Origin of the sequence: Brevibacillus sp. FSL K6-0770 (assembly GCF_038000275.1) — a bacterium.
Lineage (GTDB): Bacteria > Bacillota > Bacilli > Brevibacillales > Brevibacillaceae > Brevibacillus > Brevibacillus parabrevis.
The window spans coordinates 4,835,190-4,855,884 of the sequence record NZ_JBBOBQ010000001.1 but is presented as its reverse complement, the minus strand read 5'-3'; the positions used below and the strand labels follow the sequence as shown (position 1 = coordinate 4,855,884).

Annotated in this window: 19 protein-coding genes and 2 riboswitches; of the genes, 14 read left to right on the top strand and 5 right to left on the bottom strand. The window is 55.7% G+C overall.

The features are described 5' to 3' along the window. Window positions 1-242 precede the first annotated feature (242 nt). Both NST23_RS23070 and yunB read left to right on the top strand, forming a co-directional pair. Window positions 243-1,430 carry an MFS transporter gene (locus NST23_RS23070; protein WP_340964666.1) on the top strand — a complete coding sequence of 396 codons (1,188 nt, stop codon included), beginning with the start codon at window positions 243-245 and terminating at the stop codon, window positions 1,428-1,430. A gap of 42 nt (window positions 1,431-1,472) precedes the next feature. Beyond that, window positions 1,473-2,198: a sporulation protein YunB gene (yunB, locus tag NST23_RS23065; RefSeq protein ID WP_122964484.1), complete on the top strand. Its 726-nt coding sequence runs from the start codon at window positions 1,473-1,475 to the stop codon at window positions 2,196-2,198. An 86-nt stretch (window positions 2,199-2,284) separates the two neighbouring features. Here the strand turns inward: yunB and NST23_RS23060 are convergent, their stop codons facing one another. After that, entirely contained in the window at window positions 2,285-2,431 is a 147-nt protein-coding gene (locus NST23_RS23060; protein ID WP_340964663.1) for a hypothetical protein, read from the bottom strand. A 112-nt stretch (window positions 2,432-2,543) separates the two neighbouring features. Here NST23_RS23060 and NST23_RS23055 point away from each other — a divergent pair, with 112 nt between their 5' ends. The 8 genes from NST23_RS23055 to NST23_RS23020 all read left to right on the top strand — a co-directional run bounded on the left by NST23_RS23055 (window position 2,544) and on the right by NST23_RS23020 (window position 11,227). Beyond that, window positions 2,544-3,194: an HAD family hydrolase gene (locus tag NST23_RS23055; protein ID WP_314304513.1), complete on the top strand. Its 651-nt coding sequence runs from the start codon at window positions 2,544-2,546 to the stop codon at window positions 3,192-3,194. Window positions 3,195-3,283: 89 nt separating this feature from the next. Continuing rightward, window positions 3,284-3,430, top strand: a riboswitch (FMN riboswitch). A gap of 114 nt (window positions 3,431-3,544) precedes the next feature. After that, a riboswitch (FMN riboswitch) is annotated at window positions 3,545-3,691 on the top strand. Window positions 3,692-3,820: 129 nt separating this feature from the next. Then, entirely contained in the window at window positions 3,821-4,918 is a 1,098-nt protein-coding gene (gene ribD, locus NST23_RS23050) for a bifunctional diaminohydroxyphosphoribosylaminopyrimidine deaminase/5-amino-6-(5-phosphoribosylamino)uracil reductase RibD (protein WP_274874338.1), read from the top strand. A gap of 97 nt (window positions 4,919-5,015) precedes the next feature. Then, complete coding sequence (locus tag NST23_RS23045; RefSeq protein ID WP_122964487.1) at window positions 5,016-5,678, top strand: riboflavin synthase; 663 nt, start codon at window positions 5,016-5,018, stop codon at window positions 5,676-5,678. A 17-nt stretch (window positions 5,679-5,695) separates the two neighbouring features. Beyond that, complete coding sequence (locus NST23_RS23040) at window positions 5,696-6,889, top strand: bifunctional 3,4-dihydroxy-2-butanone-4-phosphate synthase/GTP cyclohydrolase II (protein WP_173596739.1); 1,194 nt, start codon at window positions 5,696-5,698, stop codon at window positions 6,887-6,889. A gap of 20 nt (window positions 6,890-6,909) precedes the next feature. After that, window positions 6,910-7,374 (top strand): 6,7-dimethyl-8-ribityllumazine synthase, encoded by a 465-nt coding sequence (ribH, locus tag NST23_RS23035; RefSeq protein ID WP_122964489.1) that lies wholly within the window; start codon window positions 6,910-6,912, stop codon window positions 7,372-7,374. 142 nt (window positions 7,375-7,516) lie between these two features. Then, window positions 7,517-9,016, top strand: a complete 1,500-nt coding sequence (locus tag NST23_RS23030; protein ID WP_173596740.1) for a spore germination protein — start codon at window positions 7,517-7,519, stop codon at window positions 9,014-9,016. Between the two features lie 4 nt (window positions 9,017-9,020). After that, window positions 9,021-10,109, top strand: a complete 1,089-nt coding sequence (locus NST23_RS23025) for a GerAB/ArcD/ProY family transporter (protein ID WP_287102607.1) — start codon at window positions 9,021-9,023, stop codon at window positions 10,107-10,109. After that, entirely contained in the window at window positions 10,106-11,227 is a 1,122-nt protein-coding gene (locus NST23_RS23020; protein WP_340964661.1) for a Ger(x)C family spore germination protein, read from the top strand. Before NST23_RS23025 ends, NST23_RS23020 begins: the two co-directional genes overlap by 4 nt. Before the next feature lie 15 nt (window positions 11,228-11,242). Here the strand turns inward: NST23_RS23020 and NST23_RS23015 are convergent, their stop codons facing one another. The 3 genes from NST23_RS23015 to NST23_RS23005 form a co-directional block, all read right to left on the bottom strand. After that, window positions 11,243-12,772 carry an aldehyde dehydrogenase family protein gene (locus tag NST23_RS23015; protein WP_445662503.1) on the bottom strand — a complete coding sequence of 510 codons (1,530 nt, stop codon included), beginning with the start codon at window positions 12,770-12,772 and terminating at the stop codon, window positions 11,243-11,245. Between the two features lie 15 nt (window positions 12,773-12,787). Next, window positions 12,788-13,411, bottom strand: a complete 624-nt coding sequence (locus NST23_RS23010) for a TetR/AcrR family transcriptional regulator (RefSeq protein ID WP_173596743.1) — start codon at window positions 13,409-13,411, stop codon at window positions 12,788-12,790. A 109-nt stretch (window positions 13,412-13,520) separates the two neighbouring features. Beyond that, a complete protein-coding gene (locus tag NST23_RS23005; RefSeq protein WP_340964656.1) occupies window positions 13,521-14,528 on the bottom strand; it encodes a M23 family metallopeptidase in 1,008 nt (335 codons plus the stop codon). A 160-nt stretch (window positions 14,529-14,688) separates the two neighbouring features. Between NST23_RS23005 and larC the strand changes: the two genes are divergently transcribed. Together larC and NST23_RS22995 are read left to right on the top strand one after the other, a co-directional pair. After that, on the top strand, window positions 14,689-15,723 hold the full coding sequence (gene larC / locus NST23_RS23000; protein WP_340964654.1) for a nickel insertion protein: 1,035 nt from the start codon (window positions 14,689-14,691) through the stop codon (window positions 15,721-15,723). A 47-nt stretch (window positions 15,724-15,770) separates the two neighbouring features. Then, window positions 15,771-16,322, top strand: a complete 552-nt coding sequence (locus NST23_RS22995) for a DJ-1/PfpI family protein (RefSeq protein ID WP_173596745.1) — start codon at window positions 15,771-15,773, stop codon at window positions 16,320-16,322. Between the two features lie 74 nt (window positions 16,323-16,396). Here the strand turns inward: NST23_RS22995 and NST23_RS22990 are convergent, their stop codons facing one another. Further along, a complete protein-coding gene (locus tag NST23_RS22990; protein ID WP_173596746.1) occupies window positions 16,397-17,158 on the bottom strand; it encodes a LarC family nickel insertion protein in 762 nt (253 codons plus the stop codon). Window positions 17,159-17,290: 132 nt separating this feature from the next. On the opposite strand from NST23_RS22990, the gene NST23_RS22985 reads away from it, so the two are divergent. Next, a complete protein-coding gene (locus NST23_RS22985) occupies window positions 17,291-18,415 on the top strand; it encodes a metallophosphoesterase family protein (protein ID WP_287102604.1) in 1,125 nt (374 codons plus the stop codon). After that, window positions 18,412-20,640, top strand: coding sequence for an ATP-binding protein (locus NST23_RS22980; protein ID WP_173599629.1), 2,229 nt, complete (start codon window positions 18,412-18,414; stop codon window positions 20,638-20,640). The genes NST23_RS22985 and NST23_RS22980 overlap by 4 nt, the downstream gene beginning before the upstream one ends. The last annotated feature ends 55 nt before the right edge of the window (window positions 20,641-20,695 follow it).

Sequence of the window (20,695 nt, the reverse complement as noted above, 5' to 3'; positions counted from 1 at the left end):
TTTTCCCGTTTTTCATGACAAGATAGGAGCGTCTCGTTATGATGAGAGTACGGCATGAGTTGCCGCACATAGACGGTTAAGGAACGGCCCCCGTCGACAGTGACAGAACAAAAACGAGTCATGATTTTACACACTTACACACGAGGAGGCATGCGCATGTCAACTGCCATAATCAGTGTACGCACCCCGTAGATGGGGGCGTCAGTCTGAACCGCCTGTGATCACCAGGAGGTTTGGTACACATGAACATGAAAAAGTATTTGTACGTCAATGCGCTGTCCTCGCTCGGATCGCGAATGGACTTGATCGCGTGCAGCGCCTTGATTTTTACGTTTGAACATAGCGCGTTTTGGCTGATGGCTTTTTTTGTCGCCAGACAGGTGGGCGGAATGCTGTTCAGCCCGTTTGCTGGCATATTGGCAGACCGGATGGACAGAAGACAGGCGATGATCGCAAGCGACATCGGAGCGGGGCTGGCTTTGCTGGCGATTTTGCTCATTCCGCATCCATACGTTGTCGTCGCGGCGGCTTTTCTCAAAGGGATGCTGTACACGCTGTTTGCGATCAGCTTCCAGGCGTCATTGCCGCAGATGTTTGGACCGGAAAAATTGGCTTGGGTGAACAGTCTCAAGGTGAGGCTGGAATCGTTTGTCGGCATTGTCGGCTTCCTTTTGGGCGGCTTGTTAACCGATCATGCCGGCTATGCACTCGTCATTGGAGCAGACGCTGCGAGCTTTTTGTTTTCGGCAGCAATTTTGACGCGGATGCGCTGGGAGAGCAGAGCTACGCCGGACAAGGCGGAAAAAGCCGAAGAGAAAGAAACGGCAAGCGGCGGGATGCGCGCAGCTTTTGTGTATTTGCAAGGAGCGCCTGTGCTGCTCGCGGTCAGTCTGCTGGCTGCGCCGCTGGCGATCAGTACGGCCGCGCACAACTACGGCTTGCCGTTTTTGGCCGATGGGCTAAGCCGTGGCGATGCTACCCTGCACGGGCTGATGTGGTCCGCGATGAGCGCAGGCGGGCTGGTTGGCGCTTACTTCGCCGTCCGTTTTTCCGTTGATTTTTGGCGTGGCTTGCTTGGCGCATACGGGCTGATGGCGCTGCTGGTCGTGGCGGCGTTTGCTGCCGATTGGACGGCGGCGGTGCTGTTGTTGCTCGGTTGCGCCGGGCTTTTGAGCGGGGCGGCACAGGTGTACGAGGGCACGCTTTTGCAGCAGGCCAAAAATGAAGTGCGCGGCAAGGTGCTCGGGGTGCAGGGCTTTCTCGGCCGCAGCGGCTTTTTTATCGGTTTTCTTGGCGCACCGCTGTTAACGGCGGCGTGCGGCTTGTTCGGATTGGTTGTCTGTGCACAGGTGCTGCTGATTTTTGCGCTCGTCGGACTGGGCGTGTACGTGCAGAAAAGCGGGGGTGTTGCCGACTCTCGTCGCGGATAGTCTTTTTTCCCTTCTCCTACCATAGGATGTACCAATTGGGAGGTGACGGGATTGGCCATATTTCGACCCCGTCGGCGTTGGAGGAACCCGCTTTCTCGAACGAAAGCGTTTTTGATTGCGCTGGTAATTTTTGTGGTTTTGTCGATTCAGTCGCTCGTCTTTTTGCAGCAACGGCTGGAACCGACGCTCTTGATCCTGGCAACCCAAAAAGCAGAGCAATTGGCAAAAGAAGCGATTACGGACGCAGTCACCAAACGAATTTCCCAGCAGGGCGTCGATTTCAACCAGATCGTCAAGATCGAGAAGAACAACGAAGGGCAGATTCAGGCATACCAGTTTAACTTCAGGGAATACGCGAGAATTGTCGGCGAGACTACTTCACGAGTGCAGAACAAGCTTCAGGAATTTGAGACGGAAAAAGTCGATCGCACCATTCCGCTTGGCTTGGCGACAGGAAATACGTTTTTGGCGCAGATGGGACCGAATTTGCCTGTCACTTTTGTACCGATCGGCTCTGTGAAAACAAAGCTGGAGACAGAGTTGAAGGAGGCGGGCATCAACATGGTGCTCGCAACCGTCTACATTTTCGTGGAGGTCGACTTGCAGATCGTCATCCCGTTTGCCACCGAGGAGCAGACGATCACCACGAAAATCCCGATCACGCATTCACTGATTATCGGGGATGTGCCGCAGTATTTGTACAACAATCCGGAGGGCAAGCCGGATGTGCCCCGGGCGCAAATGGAAGGGGCAGACGATGCGCCATAGCGGACTTGGCGAATGGCGGGAAAAACAAAAAAGCGGCAGCAGCGGGCTGTCGCTTTTTTCGTTCCGTGAAAAGGTGTCGGGGAAATCTACGGCTCACCCCAGGTGACGGTCAGCTCAATCACGCCCTCCTGGCTGCTGAGCGGTCCGTCGATCATGCTCCATGATGTGTTTTTTTCCTGGTCCTGTCCCTGGATGATGATGTTTTTATCGTCGATCGTCTGGGCGTCGTTCACGAGCTTTTGCGATTGGAAAAAGTCCTGATTCCCGTTTTCGCATCTAGTCGAACGTTATTAATTTGGTATACTTGACCAAATAATCATTGGCAAAAGGGGGAGAGATCCGACAATGACCAGAGCGTCGATAAAAGGCATCATTTTCGATATGGACAATACGTTGCTGCAATCCAAAATCAACTTTTTGGAAATGAAGCAGGCCATTTTTCGCTTGTGGGCTGAGCACGGGCTGTGCGAGCCGACTTTTGACTGGCGCAGCCACACCGCTTCGCAATTGATCGAAATGGGCAGAAAGTCGGGCCGGATGACGAGTCAGCTTGAGCAAACGATGTGGGAGGCTGTAACCGCGATTGAAAAAGCAGGGATGCACGAGGCTGTCCTGGAAGACCACGTCAAGGAAGTGCTCGCCCACCTAAAGGAACGGTATCATTTGTTCATTTTGACCAACAATGCCTACGCAGCCGCCGAGGAAGCGCTGAATCATACGGGAATCGCCGATTGTTTCCAGGAGATTGTCGCGCGCGAGCAGATGACGACACTCAAACCGCATCCGTCCGGGATTCACTACATCCGCGCCCAATACCCCAACTGGTCTGCCACGGCCTGGACGATGGTCGGAGATTCCTGGATTGACGGAAAAGCGGCGCACGGCGGGGAAGTGGCGTTTATCGCGTATCAGGGAGAGCGGGCGGACATGGAGCGCAACGAAGTTTCGCCGCGAGCGTACATCACGGACTTGCGCGAACTGCTGGACATTTTGTAGCCGCGCTCGCGGAGAGCAGGAAAAGGACACTTCCACCTAAAAAAGTGACAGTTGACGAGAAATGTGTGCTATACTGTGCCTAACTGAATACCAGCCTTCAGGGTAGGGTGAAATTCCCGACCGGCGGTAATGACGAACGCACGTCTGAGCCCGCGACTCGCTATTGCTGTATGGATAGCGACTGACTTGGTGCAAATCCAAGGCCGACGGTAAAGTCCGGATGGGAGAAGGTGTCTTACAATAGCTTCGGCGGCTGTTTTTTCAAAAACAGAACTGTCACGAGGCTTGTTTCCCTACGCCCTGAGTATCGTTTGCTCGTGGGCGTTTTTTATTGGAAAACTGCATAGCGCAAAAATCTTCAGGGCAGGGTGAAATTCCCGACCGGCGGTAATGACGTATGTACGTCTAAAGCCCGCGACTCGCTGATCGTTACGGTCAGCGACTGATCTGGTGCAAATCCAGAGCCGACGGTAAAGTCCGGATGGAAGAAGAGCTGACCATGCTTTTTGGCATCCCTTTTGCAAAAAACGGATGCGATAAGGCTTCTTTCCTTATGCCCTGAGCCGCTAGTGGTTTCGAGGGCTTTTTGCATTGGCTGGAATCCGTGCATGAAAGAGGAGGTTTACATGGAGCAGGACATGCGGTTCATGGCGCTGGCACTGGATTTGGCGCGCTCGGCAAACGGTCAGACGAGCCCCAATCCGCTCGTCGGTGCAGTCCTGGTAAACAACGGAGAAGTAGTAGGCATGGGAGCGCATTTGCGTGCAGGCGAACCTCATGCAGAAGTGCACGCTCTGCGGATGGCAGGGCAAAAAGCGGCTGGCGCTACGCTGTATGTCACATTGGAGCCGTGCAGTCATCACGGCAAAACGCCTCCGTGCGCCGAAGCGGTGATCGCGGCTGGCATCCGGCGTGCCGTGATCGCCACGCTGGACCCGAATCCGCTCGTCGCGGGAAAAGGCGCGGAGAAGCTGCGGGCAGCAGGCGTGGAAGTGGTTGTCGGCGTGCATGAAGCGGAAGCGAAAAAGCTGAATGAAGTCTTTTTCCACTTCATCACGACGCGGCGTCCGTTTGTGACGATCAAAACAGCGAGCACGCTGGATGGCAAGATCGCTACCGAAAGCGGGCACAGTCGCTGGATAACGGGTGCGCGGGCGCGGGGGGAAGTGCACGAGCTGCGCAGACAGCACGACGCGATCCTGGTCGGAGTAGGCACGGTGCTTGCGGACGATCCGCTTTTGACGGCGAGACTGGACGGGCAAGCGCATGGGCGACAGCCTGTGCGTATCATCTGGGACAGTCAGCTGCGCACGCCGCTCGGGGCCAACGTGATTCAAAATGCGGATGCGCCCACCTGGATTTTTACGACGAAAGCTGCGGCGCAAGCGAAGCAGGAGGCTTTTGCGGAAAAAGGTATCCGGCTGTTCGTGGCAGATGAGCAGATTAGGGTGGACGAGGTGCTGGACACGCTGGGCGAATGGGGAATCACTTCGCTTCTCGTCGAAGGCGGGGCCGCGGTCAACGGAGCGTTTTTGCAGGCGCGGGCGATTCAAAAAGTGATCAGCTACGTGTCGCTGAAAATGATTGGCGGTGGCCAGGCGCCGACACCGTTTGGAGGACAAGGCTTTTCCACGATGGATCAGGCGGTCAAGCTGGCGAATCCGACCGTTGAGCAACTGGATGAGCTGGACTTGCGGATCAGCGGCTATCCACAGTGGGAGTGAGGACAAAAAAGCGAATCGGAGACAGACGGCTTTGTTTTGCCGAGGCCGATGGCTGCTTTCCGATGTTATAAACCGTGTAAAAAGAGGAGGAAAGCCGATGTTTACCGGACTGGTAGAAGAGCTGGGCACGGTGGAATCGCTCACGGGCAACGATCAGGCGAGTCAGCTCGTGATCCGGGCGCAGCGGGTGCTCGAAGGTGTGCAACTGGGCGACAGCATCGCAGTCAACGGGATTTGCCTGACGGTTACTTCGTTTACGCAGCGGCATTTTCAGGTCGACGTCATGCCGGAAACGATGAAAAAGACGAGCCTGCGCCATCTGCGAGCGGGCCAGCGAGTCAACCTGGAGCGGGCGATGCGCTTGGGCGACCGTTTTGGCGGGCATATCGTCTCCGGGCACGTGGACGGGACAGGCACGATCGTGTCGCGACAGCCGCACGCCAACGCTGTGCTGTTTACGATCGAAGCGAGCGCGGAGCTGTTGAAATACGTCATCGAGCGCGGCTCGATTTGCGTGGATGGCATCAGTCTTACTGTGGTGGAAGCTGCGGATACGCATTTCAGCGTGTCGATCATCCCGCACACGCTGGCGCAGACCAGCTTGCAGGATCGGCGCGCAGGCGATCAGGTGAATCTGGAGACAGACGTCATCGGCAAGTATGTAGAGCGGCTTTTGGGCGATCGCGGCCAGCAAAGGAGCGGGCAAGCGGCAGGCTCGACGATCAGCATGGCTTTTTTGCAGGAAAATGGATTTGTCTGAACGAGGAGGGAAGTCCCATGTTTCATCAGATAGAAGAGGCATTGGAAGATTTGCGCCAAGGGAAAGCGATTATCGTAGTGGATGACGAAGATCGGGAAAACGAAGGCGATTTCGTCTGCCTGGCGGAAGCGGCGACACCGGAGATGATCAACTTCATGGCAACGCATGGGCGCGGGCTGGTCTGCGTGCCGATTACGCAACAGCGCGCGGCCAGATTGAAGCTTGCTCCGATGGTCGAAGACAACACAGACAAGCAAGGGACGGCTTTTACCGTCTCGATTGATGAGGCGAGCACGCATACGGGAATCTCAGCCCATGAGCGTTCGCAGACAGTGCTGGCGATGCTGGATGAGCAGAAGACAGCCGAAGATTTCCGCAAGCCGGGGCATATTTTTCCGTTGATAGCAAAAGCGGGCGGCGTGTTGCGCCGGGCTGGTCACACGGAGGCGGCCGTCGATCTCGCGGAGATGGCTGGCAGTGCTGCGGCAGGCGTGATTTGCGAGATTATGAATGAAGACGGCTCGATGGCCCGGTTGCCGCAGTTGGTAGAGATTGCGCGGCGGTTTGAGCTGAAGCTGATCACGATTGCCGATTTGATCGCGTATCGGATGCGCACGGAATCGCATGTGCACAAAGAAATCGAAGTGAATCTCCCGACGAGCTTCGGCGATTTTCGGATCGCGGCCTATACGAACGAAGTAGATGGCAAAGAACACGTAGCGCTCATCAAGGGCGAGATCGACTCGGACAAGCCGGTTCTCGTCCGGGTGCACTCCGAATGCCTGACCGGGGATATTTTTGGCTCCGAGCGATGCGACTGCGGGCCGCAACTGCATGCTGCGCTTGCGCAAATCGAGGCGGAGGGCGCGGGCATTCTTTTGTACATGCGCCAAGAAGGACGCGGCATCGGGCTGATTAACAAGCTCAAGGCGTACAAGCTCCAGGAGGAAGGGCTTGATACGGTGGAAGCAAACGAAAAGCTGGGCTTTGCGGCCGATTTGCGAGAGTACGGGATTGGTGCGCAAATTCTTCGCGACCTCGGAGTGCGCAGGATGCGCCTTTTGACCAACAATCCTCGCAAAATTCGCGGGCTGGACGGCTACGGGCTGAAAGTAGAAGAAAGAGTGCCGTTGCAAATGCAGGTGCAACCGCACAATCAGCGATATTTGACAACCAAGCAAACGAAGCTGGGGCACTTGCTCCACCTATAATGCAAAGGAGAGTGAACGGAATGAGAACATTTGAAGGACATCTGGTAGGGACAGGACTGCGCGTAGGGATTGTAGCAGGGCGATTTAACGAACTGATCGTCAGCAAGCTGGTTGGCGGCGCTCTCGATGCTTTGAAGCGCCACGGTGTGGAAGAGGAAAACGTCGATGTGGCATGGGTGCCAGGCGCATTTGAAATTCCGCTGATTGCCAAAAAAATGGCGGAATCCGGCCGTTACGACGCGGTAGTGACGCTGGGCGCCGTGATTCGCGGCGCAACTCCGCACTTTGATTACGTGTGCAACGAAGCGGCCAAAGGAGTTGCTTCCTTGTCGCTGTCCACAGGGATTCCGGTTATTTTCGGCGTGCTGACGACAGACAATATTGAGCAAGCGATTGAGCGTGCTGGAACGAAAGCAGGCAACAAAGGCTGGGAGGCCGCTGCGGCTGCGATTGAAATGGCGAATCTGTCGAAGCAGTTTGCCTAAACGAGAACAGTATAGCATGAGAAGGCGAGAAGCGGGGGCTGAGGCTCCCGTTTTTGCATGGATAAAAACGCCTATGGATGGATAAAATCACCACCTATCGGTCAAAGTAAGAAGGATTTTCCTGTAGATCGGGGGATTCAAGATGGAGCCGACAGATTGGTGGAGAGCGCAAGTATTCAAAGTGGCACAAGCCAAGAGCGGTGGCGCGTCGCCTTCGCGTGGCGAGCGAATCACGCCGGAAATGATCAAACAGCAAATGCACAACGTGGATGACCTCAGCAGCCTGGCTTTGACGATCAATGACGAAGAGGTTCACGTTTTTTTTCTAGATACGATGGTGGAACTGGCGCAGTTGTATGAAAACGTGTTTTTGCCGTTGCAGCGCTCGGACGGCAGAGATCCGTTGACCGTGCTTCCTTACGCGCAGCCGTGTCGCGAAGGCAACCTGGACTTGCTGCTTGCCAATTTGCTGCGCGGCCATACGATCCTGTTTTTTCTGGAACGGGAGCTTATTTTGCACGTCAATACGTTTCAGGTCGAGCATCGTGCGATTACCAAGTCGGAGAGCGAGGCGACGGTTCTCGGCCCGCAGGATTCGTTTGTGGAGATGCTGGAGATCAACCTGTCGCTCTTGCGCCGCAGATTGACGACGCCCAACCTGAAAATTGTCGCCTACACGATCGGCACAGAGACGCAAAACCGGGTAGCGGTCCTGTACCTGGAAAATATCGCGAACGAGATCAACGTCGAACGCGTGAAGACACGCATCCAAAACGTCGAGTATCAGGGCTTCGTCGGACTGCCTGTTTTGAAACAAATGCTCGAAGACAAGCCGTACTCGCCGTTTCCCCAGTTCGGGCTGACCAGTCGCCCGGACAATGTGGCAGCGGCACTGCTGGATGGCAGAATCATCATTATGCTGAACGGAAGCCCTGAAGCGGCGATCTGCCCGGCCTCTTTTCTGGAGATGTTCAGCAGCCCCGAGGATTTCTACAATCGCTGGTTAACGGCGAGCTTGCTGCGAATGATCCGCTTTTTCGGGCTGTTTGTGACGATTTTGCTTACTTCCAGCTACGTATCCGTCCTGACTTTTCACCCGGAAATGCTCCCTCCCGCCTTGCTGACGATTTTGTCTGAATCGCGCAGCCAGGTGCCTTTTCCTCCGGTCATCGAAGTGATCTTCATCGAGCTGGTTATCGAGATTTTGCGTGAAGCCGGGATACGCATGCCGACGAAAATCGGTCAGACGATCGGGATCGTGGGCGGGATTGTCATCGGAACAGCGTCCGTTCAAGCGGGATTGGCCAGCAACATCTTGATTGTTCTCGTCTCCGTCTCGGCCCTGCTTTCGTTTGTTCCGCCCAATTTTTTGATGAGCAACGCGATTCGTCTCGTTCGTTACGGTTTTATTTTGATGGCAGGCATGATGGGGATGTACGGTCAGATGCTGATGCTTGCTTTTTTGTTTGCGCATTTGCTCAACCTGACCTCTTTGGGCACTCCTTACATGGCTCCGGGTGTGCCGCGCCAGTGGACGGATTTGTTTAATGGCCTGGTGCGCGCGCCGATGAAGTTCATCGTCTATCGCAACCGCATGTCCAGAGCAAAACGCAAACAGGCGCGGCCCGTTGGTGAGGAGTAGATAGATGGACAGAGGAAAGATTCACAGCCTGAATCCGATCCATGTAATCGGGCTGATCATCAATTCAATGGTCGGCGTCAATCTGCTGTCGCTTTCTCATTTTGCCAGCAAAATGGGCTATAACTTGTGGATGGCGCCGATTTTGCTCGGAATCATTGTGACGCTGACGGTCTTTCCGATGATCGCGCTGTGCAGCCGCTACCCGGGAGATACGCTGTTCGGGATTCATGAAAAGTTGCTGGGGAAGTGGCTGGGCAGCTGCCTGAACGTCCTGGTCATCGTCTACGCCATCCTGAACACATCGACAGCGAATGAAGGATACGTCCGGCTTTTGCAAACCTCGATGCTCAACAACCAGACGATCACCATGCCGTTGCTTGGCTTGACACTCGTCATGATGTACATTACGAACGGCGGAATCAAGCTCGTGGCGAGATTTTGCCTGCTGGCCTTGTTTTTTACGGGGTGGATGCTGGTGTTGCTGCATTACGGTTTTCAAAAAGGCGGGCTGTCGCATATTTTTCCGCTTTTCAATACCGATCTGGCCAGTGTGCTTGATGCGCTTAACCAATCCTCAGGCAGTATGCTGGGGTACGAAATTTTGTTGATTTACTACCCGTTTATCATCGAAAAGAACAGAGCGCGGCGCCATGTGTTGATCGGCGTATGGACGGTCGTTTTCTTCTACGTGTTGGTGCTGCTCACGAGTGTGGCGTATTTTTCCGAATGGCAGGTGGCGAATCTCGTCTACCCGATTTTGAATCTGTTCAAGGCTGTCGAGCTGTCCTTTTTGGAGCGGGTAGAAAATTTGGGAATCGGTCTGTGGGTATTTCTCATTCTCAGCACGTCGACCGCGTACTTGTGGATGGCGCGTACGGGGATGGAACAATTGGCGGGGAAACGTCGCTTATGGCATCTCTTGTTGCCGTCCGCGATTTCTTACTTTATGATTCACGGCCCTCTGTCCGTGGAAGCGCAACGCTACCTGTATGACCAGCTGACTGTTTACTTCGCGTACGGCTTGATCTTGTGGCCGATCTTTTTGCTGATGCTGCACGCTTTGCGGCGAGGAAAGGGGGAGAAGGTGTCATGAGATGGGGCAGCTGGCTCTTTTTGATCGCACTCCTTTCCTGCACGCTTGCGGGCTGTGCCGCCGAATATGAACGTCCGGCGCTTGAAGACATGGCGATGATCGGCGTGATGGGGTTCGACTATGTCGATGATACGCAAATGAAGGTGCTGGTCTCCATTCCGGTTCCGGCAAAAGGCAAGGAAACGACGCAAATTTATGCGACCCAGGCTTCGATGACCAGTGAAGCGATGCTGGCGTTGGCTCCCAAAGTGGAGCGGACGATTACTTTATCGCAGCTGCGCGTCATTTTGTTCAGCGAGGAACTTGCCCGAAAAAGCGGGATTGGCAAAGTCGTGCTCGATTTGTACCGGAATCCGATTGTGGGCGAAAACGTGTTTATCGCCATCGTCAAAGGCAAAGTAGAGGATGTCATCAGAGGGAAGTACAAGAACAAGCCGGAAATCAACACGTATTTGAACGACTTGCTGCGTCCGAGAGTGGAGACGGCGTTTTCGTCTTTTTCCACGATTCACGATTTTGTCTTCATGATGACCAGCAATATAGGCGATCCGAATTTGCCGTATTTGGTCAAGCAAGACGGGAGCATCGAGATTGCCCAAGTTGCGTTATTGCGAAAGGACAAGATGATTGGCCTGTACTCGCAGCGCGAAGGGAAGCTGGTGCAATGTTTGTTGGGACGCAAGCGGCTCCCCCGCGTCAAGTTCGGGTTTGGCGACCCGGACGCTGCGGAGGAGAACGCCGACATGGAAGAGATCATTTTCGACTTCGTCTGGTCGAAATCAAAAGTGCGGAGCAATGGCAATACGAAAAAGCCGGTCATTCATATCGACCTGGAACTGCGCGGCGTGGTCGTCGGCTATGATGGAAAGAAAAACTTGGATAAGCGTCCGCAGATCACCAAGCTGGTCAAACAAATGGAAAAGCGGATTCAAAGTGAAACGAAAACCATGCTGAAAAACTATCAAAAATGGGGCGTCGATCCGGCTGGCTTGGAGGAAAGCCTCCGGCAGAAATACCATGGGAAATGGACGCGGGAAAAAGGATTGGCCCTCTACAAGAAGGCCGATCTCAACATCAAGGTCAAACTGGACATTCTCGGCTACGGAACCATCAAATAAGGGGGAGCAGGCTTGCTAACGCAGTCGTTTCAGCTCCCGCCAGATGGCTTTCAGCGTGGGAAGATTCCATTTTGGCCTTTTTCCGTAGAGCAGATGGGTCAGCCCGGAAAACATCAGCTGCTGGTCTGGCGTGTACGGATACCAGTTGAACTCGCGCTTTTTCGAGCCGGGATCGTGAATGATCGAGATGCTGTGGGTGAAAGCTTGCAGTCCAACCGGGCCGCGGTAACGGCCGATGCCGCTATCCTTGACCCCGCCAAAAGGGAGGTGCGGATTGGCATAGCTGATGATGACGTCGTTGATGCACACGTTTCCGCTCAACAGCTTTTCCGCCACGCGCTGCGCTTTTGCTTTGTCGGCTGACCAGACAGAGGCATTCAAGCCGTAGGGCGATTCATTGACCAGACGGATGACTTCTGCTTCATCGGAAAAGGTGACGATCGGCAGGACAGGGCCGAATGTCTCTTCGCGCATGATTTTCATTTCCGGTGTGACGCCTGTCAGGATGGTCGGGGCAAGGAACATGCTGTCCGTTTGGATCGCTCCGCCAGTGACAGCTGTGGCTCCCGCGGCGAGCGCGTCGTCGATGTGCGCGCGGACGATCCCGATTTGCTGCGGCGACGTCATCGAACCGACTTCTGCCTGCTCGGGAAAGCCTTGGCGCAGCGCTTTTGTTTTTTCGGTGACCAAGCGCAAAAATTCGGAATACACGCGCTCGTGGACATACAGGCGCTCGACGGACATGCATACTTGACCGGAGTTGGTGAAAGCACCCCAGACGGCTCCGTTTGCGGCGCGCTCCAGATGGGCATCGTCGAAAACGATCATCGGGTCTTTTCCGCCCAATTCCAATTCTACGGGGATCAAATGCTCCGCTGCGGCTGCCATGATTTTTTTGCCAGTGGCGACCGAACCTGTGAAAAAGATTTTGTCAGGCCGGGCGGATACAAGCCGACTGCCGACCTCCCGCCCGCCGTGCAGGACAGTGACGACGCCTTCAGGCAGTCCAACAATCCCGAACAGTTCTTCGATCAACAGGCCAGTGGACGGGGTGACTTCTGACGGCTTGAGAATGACGATATTTCCGGCGACAAGCGCGGATAGCATCGGAATGATGGCAAGCTGAAACGGATAGTTCCACGGCGAGATGACCGCGACAACGCCCATCGGCTTGTAGTGGATGTACGATTTTTTCGGCCAGAGCACGAGCGGGGTGGGAACAGGCTGGGGAGACAGCATTTGCTGTGCGTGCTTTTCGTAAAAACGGATCGTATCAGCGGTGACAAAAATCTCGGTCATGTACGCCTCAAGCGTTACTTTTCCCGTTGCCTGGCTGATTTTTTGCGCCAGCTCCTCGCCGTGCTCGACGAGATAGTGGCGCAGGGAAGTGAGATAGCGCAGCCGCTCAGCGAGGGATGTAGCGGACCAGGCAGCAAAGGCGCGCCGTGCTTTTGCTACGGCGGCATCAACCTCGGCCGGGCTGGCCTCCGTTACCGAACCAAAAACTTCACCAGTCGCAGGATTGCGCAAAGAGAGGACGGACATCATGGATCACCTCATTCATTTTTGATCAAGCGGAAAAAGCGACGCAAGAAAATGCTGCACTGCAAACTGGAAAAGGGCCAAAGCTTCGGCTGCGGGTTTGTCTTCGTCCAGCAAGCTTTGCAAGATCATGCCGTCAATCAAGGAGTAAACGATCGAGCTGGCAGCGTTCTCGTCCATTGCGAGCGGTGCTTGCCGCTCTGTTTGCAGCCGTCTGAGCATGCGCACAATCAAGTCGTGCAGCCGGGCGCGAATGCGGTGGACTTGTTCGAGAAAGACGGGGGTGTACAAAGCCTGCGCTTGCAAATCGTACCAGAGCCGATGCAGCTTGCGGTCTTCTTGGAGACTGCGCCCGAGAACCGTCACGAGTGCGGGGAGCCAACTGTCCAGGGGAGCAGCGACTACTTCGCGTTCCAACTCGTCGATCAAGCGTTCCTTGTAGCTTGCGATGACAGCGAGCAGCAAATCTTCCTTGCTGGCGAAGTAGTAATGCAGGATGCCGAGCGAGACGCCGGATTCCTTGGCGATATCGCGCAAAGACACGTTGGCGTAGCCTTTTTCCGCCAGACAGGCCGTTGCCTGTTCGATCAGGAAGGCTCGCTTCGCTTCTGCTTTCGCTTGGCTTTTGGAAGGGGGAGTCATGCTGTGCACCTCGTTTTTGGACGATCGTCCAAATTTTGATTTGATTGTAATTCGCTGCTGTGCGCTCTGTCAATGGAAATCGAGAACATGCCAAAAAGAAGCGGCTGCATCACCGCTTCCTTTGACGTTCCCAACGCTTGAGATACGGATAAGGGTCAAAAGCCCAATCGGCTCCCCCTGTCTCCCGGTACATGCCGTAATGCAAGTGGGGCGGAAATTTACCCGCCGTCCCGGGCTTTCCGTAGCCGGAGCTGCCGACATACCCGAGCAATTGCCCTGGCTCGACGATGTCGCCTGGCTTCAACCCTTTTTTAAACGAGGACAAATGCGCGAAGTAATGATACACGTTGCCCATGTCCCGCATGCCGATTCGCCAGCCGCCGTAGCGGTTCCAGCCAATGACCTCGATGACTCCGTAGGCGGTCGACAGGACGGGCGTGCCGTAGCTGGCGAAAATGTCTGTGCCTTCGTGAATGCGGCGTCCTCCCCAGCCGCGAGCGTCTCCCCATGTGCTGCGGTAGCTGTAGTCGTACCGGGCAGGAATGGGAAAATGACGCTCGTCCAGTTGCAGGTGCTGGTATTTGTCGTACACCTGGGCGAATTGCCGGATCGTTTTTACCGAGCGATCGCGCTGGTAGTAAGACCAGACGCCGATTTGCCAGTCATCCGCCGAAAAGCCGTAAGCGGACAGGTAATGAATAAGCGTAGTGAGTGCATCCAAATCGTTGTTGCGGTCGGCGATCCCATCTCCGTCGCCGTCCATTCCCAGCCCGTCAAAAAACTGAATCGATGCCGGGTTGGTATCTTCCGGATCGGGGTTCATCACGCCTGACCAGCACTCCTGCGGGATATCAACAGCCGTGAGCCGCGCGTTCGATTCTTGCGTATTGGCTTGTTTTTTGCGTATTTTCATCGTGCGCTCGTACTGGTCAATCGCGGCCAAATAGTTCCACGGAATGCCGTACAAAGACTCCATGCGCAAAAAAAGCTGCAGGCGCTCTTTTAGCAGAGGATCTGTCTGTTTGGCAGCAGAGCCTTTGGCAAAGCCTGATTCCAGCGGCAAAAAGATTGCTGCCACGCACAAGCTGATCTGAATGATTAGGCGGAAAACTCGCATGCCGACTCCCTCCAGCCAGGGTAGTTTCCGTTGTAGTTTCTGCCAGTCTGAGCGGATTATCCACGATACTTTTTGGAAGCAGGCGAGCAACTTTTCTCCGGAGGCACGGGCATTTGATGTATGATGCAAGAAGAAACAAGCAAAGTTCGGAGGGGAAAAAATGAAGCTGGTCATTCGGGCAGAAGGTCCGATCATGCTGGAATCATTGGTGAAGCCGCTGCAACGGATTGCGAGCAAGCAAGGGATCGGTGCAGCTGAGCCTGCCGCCGCGAAATTCGCCGGGTGCATGCACGATTTGGCGGAGTGGTATCGGGAGGGCATGGATCAGGAACGTTGGCAACGGGAAGCAGCAGCCTTGCGCGAGCTGATGACAAGCCCTTTGACTGACTGGTGCCGGGGCAAGCTGTATGTGGAAACAATCGCCGTCCCGTTCGGTTTGCCGCTCGCCGCCCTGTCGCTTCTGTCCGGGCTGGCGATCCGGGAGACGGAACAGTTGGAGCCGCGTCGCGACTTTTCGCCGCTCGCCGTGCTCTGGCTGAAGGAAGTGGGAGCAAAGCCGATGCGCGGGCTTGCAGGCGAACTGGTGCAGGTGGAAGGCGAAAACAACGTGGCAGCAATTTTGCTGAAGCCAGGCGTTGAAACAGCGCGAGCAGACGGCATACCTGTCGGGTACGAGCAAAGGCAGCACGCCGACGAGCATATCGACGAAGGCATGGTGATATTGCAAGCGAACATAGATGACGCAAGCCCGGAGTGGCTTTCCTATCTGATGGAGCAATGCTTTTGGGCAGGGGCGAACGATGTGCATTTTTTGCCGGTGACGATGAAAAAGAGCAGAGCCGCGACACTGGTGCAAGTCATGTGCTATCAGAGCCAGCTTGAGGCGATGAAAACGATTTTGTTCAAGGAGACGACGACGTTTGGCATTCGCTCTTTTCCTGTAGCGTGTCACCGTCTGGCAAGGCGATTCATCACTGTCCAGACGAGGTGGGGAGATGTTGCGGTCAAACTCGGCTATCACAGGGGCGAGCGGGTGCAGATTGCGCCGGAATACGAGCACTGCGCGCAGCTTGCCAGAGCCAACGGCGTACCTTTGCAGCAAGTTTATCAGGAAGCTGTGGAACTGGCCGCCCGTAAAAGTTCTGTAAAAATATGGGCAGACGAGCAGGAGCAAGCCGAGCCGCCAAAGAATTGAAAACGTGGAGTATCCAAACCCCAAAACCGTATGGAGGTGGCTGTGTGATGAGCAAAAAAGTGTTGATCGTTACAGGGGATGCCGTAGAAGCCTTGGAGGTGTTCTACCCGTATTACCGTTTGCTGGAAGAGGGTTACGAAGCCGTGATTGCTGCGCCCAGCGTGAAGACGCTGCACACCGTTTGCCACGATTTTGAAGCACACAGCGAGACGTATACGGAAAAGCCGGCTTATCAGCTGCCTGCGCACGCCGCTTTTGCCGACGTCAATCCGGAAGCGTTCGACGCCTTGATCATTCCGGGCGGTAGAGCACCCGAGTACATCAGGCTGAACGAAAACTTGAAGCCGATCGTCTCGCACTTCTTTGAAGCGAACAAGCCTGTTGCCGCGATTTGCCACGGTTCACAGGTGCTGGCAATCGTCTCCGAGCATCTCGCTGGCCGTACGCTGACGGCCTATCAGGCATGCAGGCCAGACGTCGAGGCGATGGGGGCGATTTACGAAAAAGAAACCCTTCACGTAGACGGCAACCTAGTTTCTGGTCATGCGTGGCCGGATTTGCCCGGCTTTATGCGTGAGTTTTTGCGTCTGCTGCGATAAGCCTATCCTAGCCTTTGCCCTTGCCTAAATAAAAACTTCCGCCGACAAAGCACATCGGCGGAAGTTTTTTTCGTTTACTTGTGTCCGACCAACAGCCGCAACACGTTTGGCTGATCGGGCAGGTCGCGTGTGCCTGCGCCGTAGCCGATGGACTCCACGGTCATCGACGGCAACGAACCGAACTGTTCGACTAGGGCGGCAGCCACTCCTGCTCCGGTAGGGGTGGTCAATTCCTTTTGGATGCTCGTCTCGCGCAGCGGTATGCCGAGCAACAGCTCCATGGTCGCCGGAGCGGGAACCGGGTACAGTCCGTGAGCGCAGCGCACGTAGCCGTTTCCGGTCGGGATCGGCCCGCAGTAAAGCTGCTCGATGTCCAGCTCTTCCAGTCCTAAAGCGATCCCGACGATATCGACGATGGAATCGAGTGCGCCTACCTCATGAAAATGGACCGTATCCACAGGGACATTGTGAATTTTCGCTTCGGCGATCGCGATTTTTTCAAAAATAGCCAGAGAGCGGCGAGTTACGCGCGGCGCCAGTCCGGCAGCCTGGATCATCGCCACAATGTCTTTGTGGCTGCGGTGTGTGTGGTCGTTTCCCAGCACTTTCAAAGGCTTCTGCGGCAGCGAGGGAGCGTGGCTTTCATCGATGACGTCCAGCTTCAAAGCGGAAACGCCAGCTTTGACGACGGTTCTCCACTCCAGGCGAAAATCTCCCGGAGACAGCTTGCGCAACTCCTGTTCGATCCGCTCGCGATTGGCTCCTGCGTCCACCAATGCGGCGAGCAGCATGTCTCCGCTGATCCCCGAAAAACAGTCCAAATACGCGATGCGCACAAGAAACACTCCTTTTCAACCAATGATTTCCTCTGTATCATATAGGGAAAGTATGTTCGTCTGATTGGCGATTGTTTGTCCAAAGTGTACCATTTGCCGATTCAGTTTGTCATGCAAGGAGTTGAGCGCTTCGTGTTGTCATTCATTCATACGGCGGACGTCCATCTGGACGCGCCTTTACATATGCTGGCGGATCGTTACGAGCTTAGGCAGGATGATGTTCGCCGCACGCTGCAAACGATTCGCGACCTGGTCGTGTCCAGACAGGTCGACTTTTGGCTGATCGCCGGAGATTTGCTGGAATACCACGGGGGCAGAAGAGCGACGGCTGTATTTTTGCGCGATCTGTTCGAAAGTGTCGCTCCGATTCCCGTTTGCATCGCGCCGGGCAACCACGATCCGTGGCGCGCGGATTCGTTTTACCAGACGATGGACTGGCCTGGCAACGTCTACTGGTTTACCCCGGAATGGGGCGTATACGAATTTCCGGAAAAGTCGTGTGTCATCTACGGCTGGGGCTTTGGACAGCCGCACGTCTACGAATCGCCGCTTGCGACTTTTCCGGGCAAGCTGGATGGCTATCGGCATCACCTGATGGTTCTGCACGGCACGATCTTGAACGCGACGAAAGACGAGCACCAGCCTTACGCACCTATGAGCTTGCAGGAGCTTGTCCAGGCGGATGTAGACTACGTCGCTCTCGGGCACATCCACAAGCCGGAACAATTCGTGCATCCGCTCAAAAAGCAGCCGCTTGCCGCCTATCCCGGTTCGCCGGAAGGATTGACCAATAAGGAAACGGGAGAGCGCTGCGTGTTGCACGGCGAGCTGGACGACGCGGGAAAATTGACCTTGCAAGCGATCCCGGTCAGTCAGCGGCAGATTCATAAACTGACCATTCACGCGCAAGGAGCGGAAACGGCGGAACAGCTAATCGCAGGGATGGAGGCACAGCTTGGCAGGATCGCCGACCGTGATCTCGTGTATGTGACTTTGACAGGAGAGAGAGCGGCGCATTTTGTTCCCTCGATTCCCGTTCTGGAGCAGCGATTTTCGCGGTTTTTTCTGTTTGCAATTACGGATGAGACGTGGCCGGACATCGATGCGCAGAAGCTGATGGCCGAGGACAGCATTTGGGGAAAATGGCTCGCCAAGCTGGCGCAGATCGAGGCGAATGCCCGCAGCGAAGAAGAGCGGGAAATAGCGAGACTGGCGAAGCAAGAAGCGCTTGCGCGGATTGGGGGGAGCATGCGATGAGAATCGAGGAGCTGACCGTAACCGGGTTCGGAAAATGGCAAGGAGCTGCTTTTCGCTTCGCTCCCGGGCTGAATTTGTTCTACGCCCCCAACGAAGCGGGAAAGTCCACGCTGCTGCAAGCGATTTTCGCCGCCCTGTACGGGATGAAGCGCGACTACGTGAAGACGGCAAGGTATTTGCCTGAATACGAAAAATACCGCCCCTGGCATCAGGGAGAGTATGAAACGATCATTACGTACCAGCTCGGGGGCAAGACGTACCGCTTGCACCGGACGCTTTTGAAAGAGCGGGAACAGGCGCGGCTTTTTCTCGACCCGGAATGGACGGAGCTGACAGACATCTACCTGGAGGATCGCCGCAAGGAACGGAACTTTCTCGAAAAGCATCTGGGGCTTACCCGCAGCTTGTTCACCGATTTGACCTGGATCAGACGGGAGCCTTTGGAGGCCGCCGAGCATCTGTTGCCTTCGTTTGCGGATGTGCAGGAGGCAAGCCCGCTTGTCCACACGATTTTGGCGGAGTTGGATCGCGACTTGACGAGCATCGGCAAAAAAGAGCGGGCGGAAAATACGCAAATGGGCAAGGCAGCATCGCGGGTCGCCCGCAAAGAACAGGAGCTGGCTGATGCCGAAGCCGCCTGGCGCATGATTACCCAACTTGCGCAGTCGATCCGCGGCTGGGAGGAGGAGCGCCAAGGGCTGGAGCAGCGGCGAATCAGGTTGCAGGCGCGCATGCAAAAGTGGCAGGAGCAGGAACAGCTTTTGCAGGAGCGCTGGCAGCGAAGCTTTACCGCAGTCGACAGGCAAGAGTGGGACTGGTGGGAGCAGTCTGCTGGCAGCGAAGAAGAGCGGCAACTGCACCATCAGGCGCGCAAAGAAGTGGAAAAGTGGGGCGAACCGCGAACTGCCGCCGCGCCAGAAGCGATGCCCGACCAAGCGCTGAACGAGCTTGCGGCCGATTACGAGCGAGGGGTTGCGCTTCGCAAACAGCGGGAGCAGCGGCATTTGCGACTCGCCGAGCTGGCGGTTCTCGCCTTGTCCACGGGAACGCGCAGCCGGGGGCAGGGACAAGGGCAAGGACGCGCGCAAAGGCAAGGGAACCAGGCGAAGCGGAGGAAAGGCGTCCTGCGTCTGTGGGGTGTCGCCGGGGTGTTTGCCAGCTTGGGTGCAGTCGGTTTGGCGACGGAGCATCCTGTCCTTGGAGGCAGTGCCATTGGTCTGGCTTTGCTTTTGGCCGCGCTCGGCGTAGTTGTGCTACGGGCAAAAGGGGGCGCAAACAGCAGCAGTCCCGCCGCAGCCATCGACAGCCAGCAAGCGCTGGAGGGAGAGCAGCTACAACAGGAGATCGCCGCCTTGGACGCCGAGTTGGCGGAGCTGGTGGGGCGTTATGGCGTTTCGGATTGGGATACTTTTCTGGCAAAAAGGGAAGAGCTACAACGAAGCGTGCAGGAGCAGCGGACTGTTGCGCTGGAGAACGATCTGGCCAAAACAAGGCGGGAGGAACTGCTTGCGGAAAGCTGGGGCGAGGCGCTGCGTGCGATTTTAAAACGGGAAAAGCGACAGTGCGAGGAAGCGGGGAGCGACTGTCTGGCGCAGTTAGCGCACATCGAAGCCGAGTTGCAGGAGCTGCGGGAAAAAACGGCGAGGGCGCATGGCGAAATGAATGCGCATGAAAGCGAATCCGTAGCGAGTGCCAGAGACGAATACGAGCAAGCCGTGCAGGGGCTGCGCCAACTGCAGCAACGCAGAGATGCGCTGCAACTGGCGCGGGATACTCTTTTGGAAGCACAAGGGGAGTGGAAGCGGGACGTCACGCCGGACGTAAACCGGATTGCTTCCGAGGTGATGAGCCAAATTACAGCGGGGGCTTATTGCGACGTGAGGCTCGATCCGGGCGAAGGCTTTGCCGTACGCCTGCTGGAGCCATCCCGCAAGCAAATTGTCAGCCAGGAGCAATGCTCCACGGGAACCGCCGACCAGCTTTATTTGGCGCAAAGGCTGGCTCTGCTGCATCATGTGAGCAAGCGGACGGAACCGTTGCCGCTGTTTTTGGACGACCATTTTGTCCATTATGACGACGAGCGGCTGCGAAGAACATTGGCGTACGTTGCCGAGCTGGCAGCGGAGCAGCAAGTGTTTTTGTTTACTTGCCACGAGCGCGAGCGGCGCATGCTGGAATCGTTGCTGTCTGGAGGGGCTCGGCATAAAGTGCATCGGATCGGGTAATTGTTACCTCAATTGTGAAAGAGGTTGCCCCTTGTATATCCAACCTCTATAATGG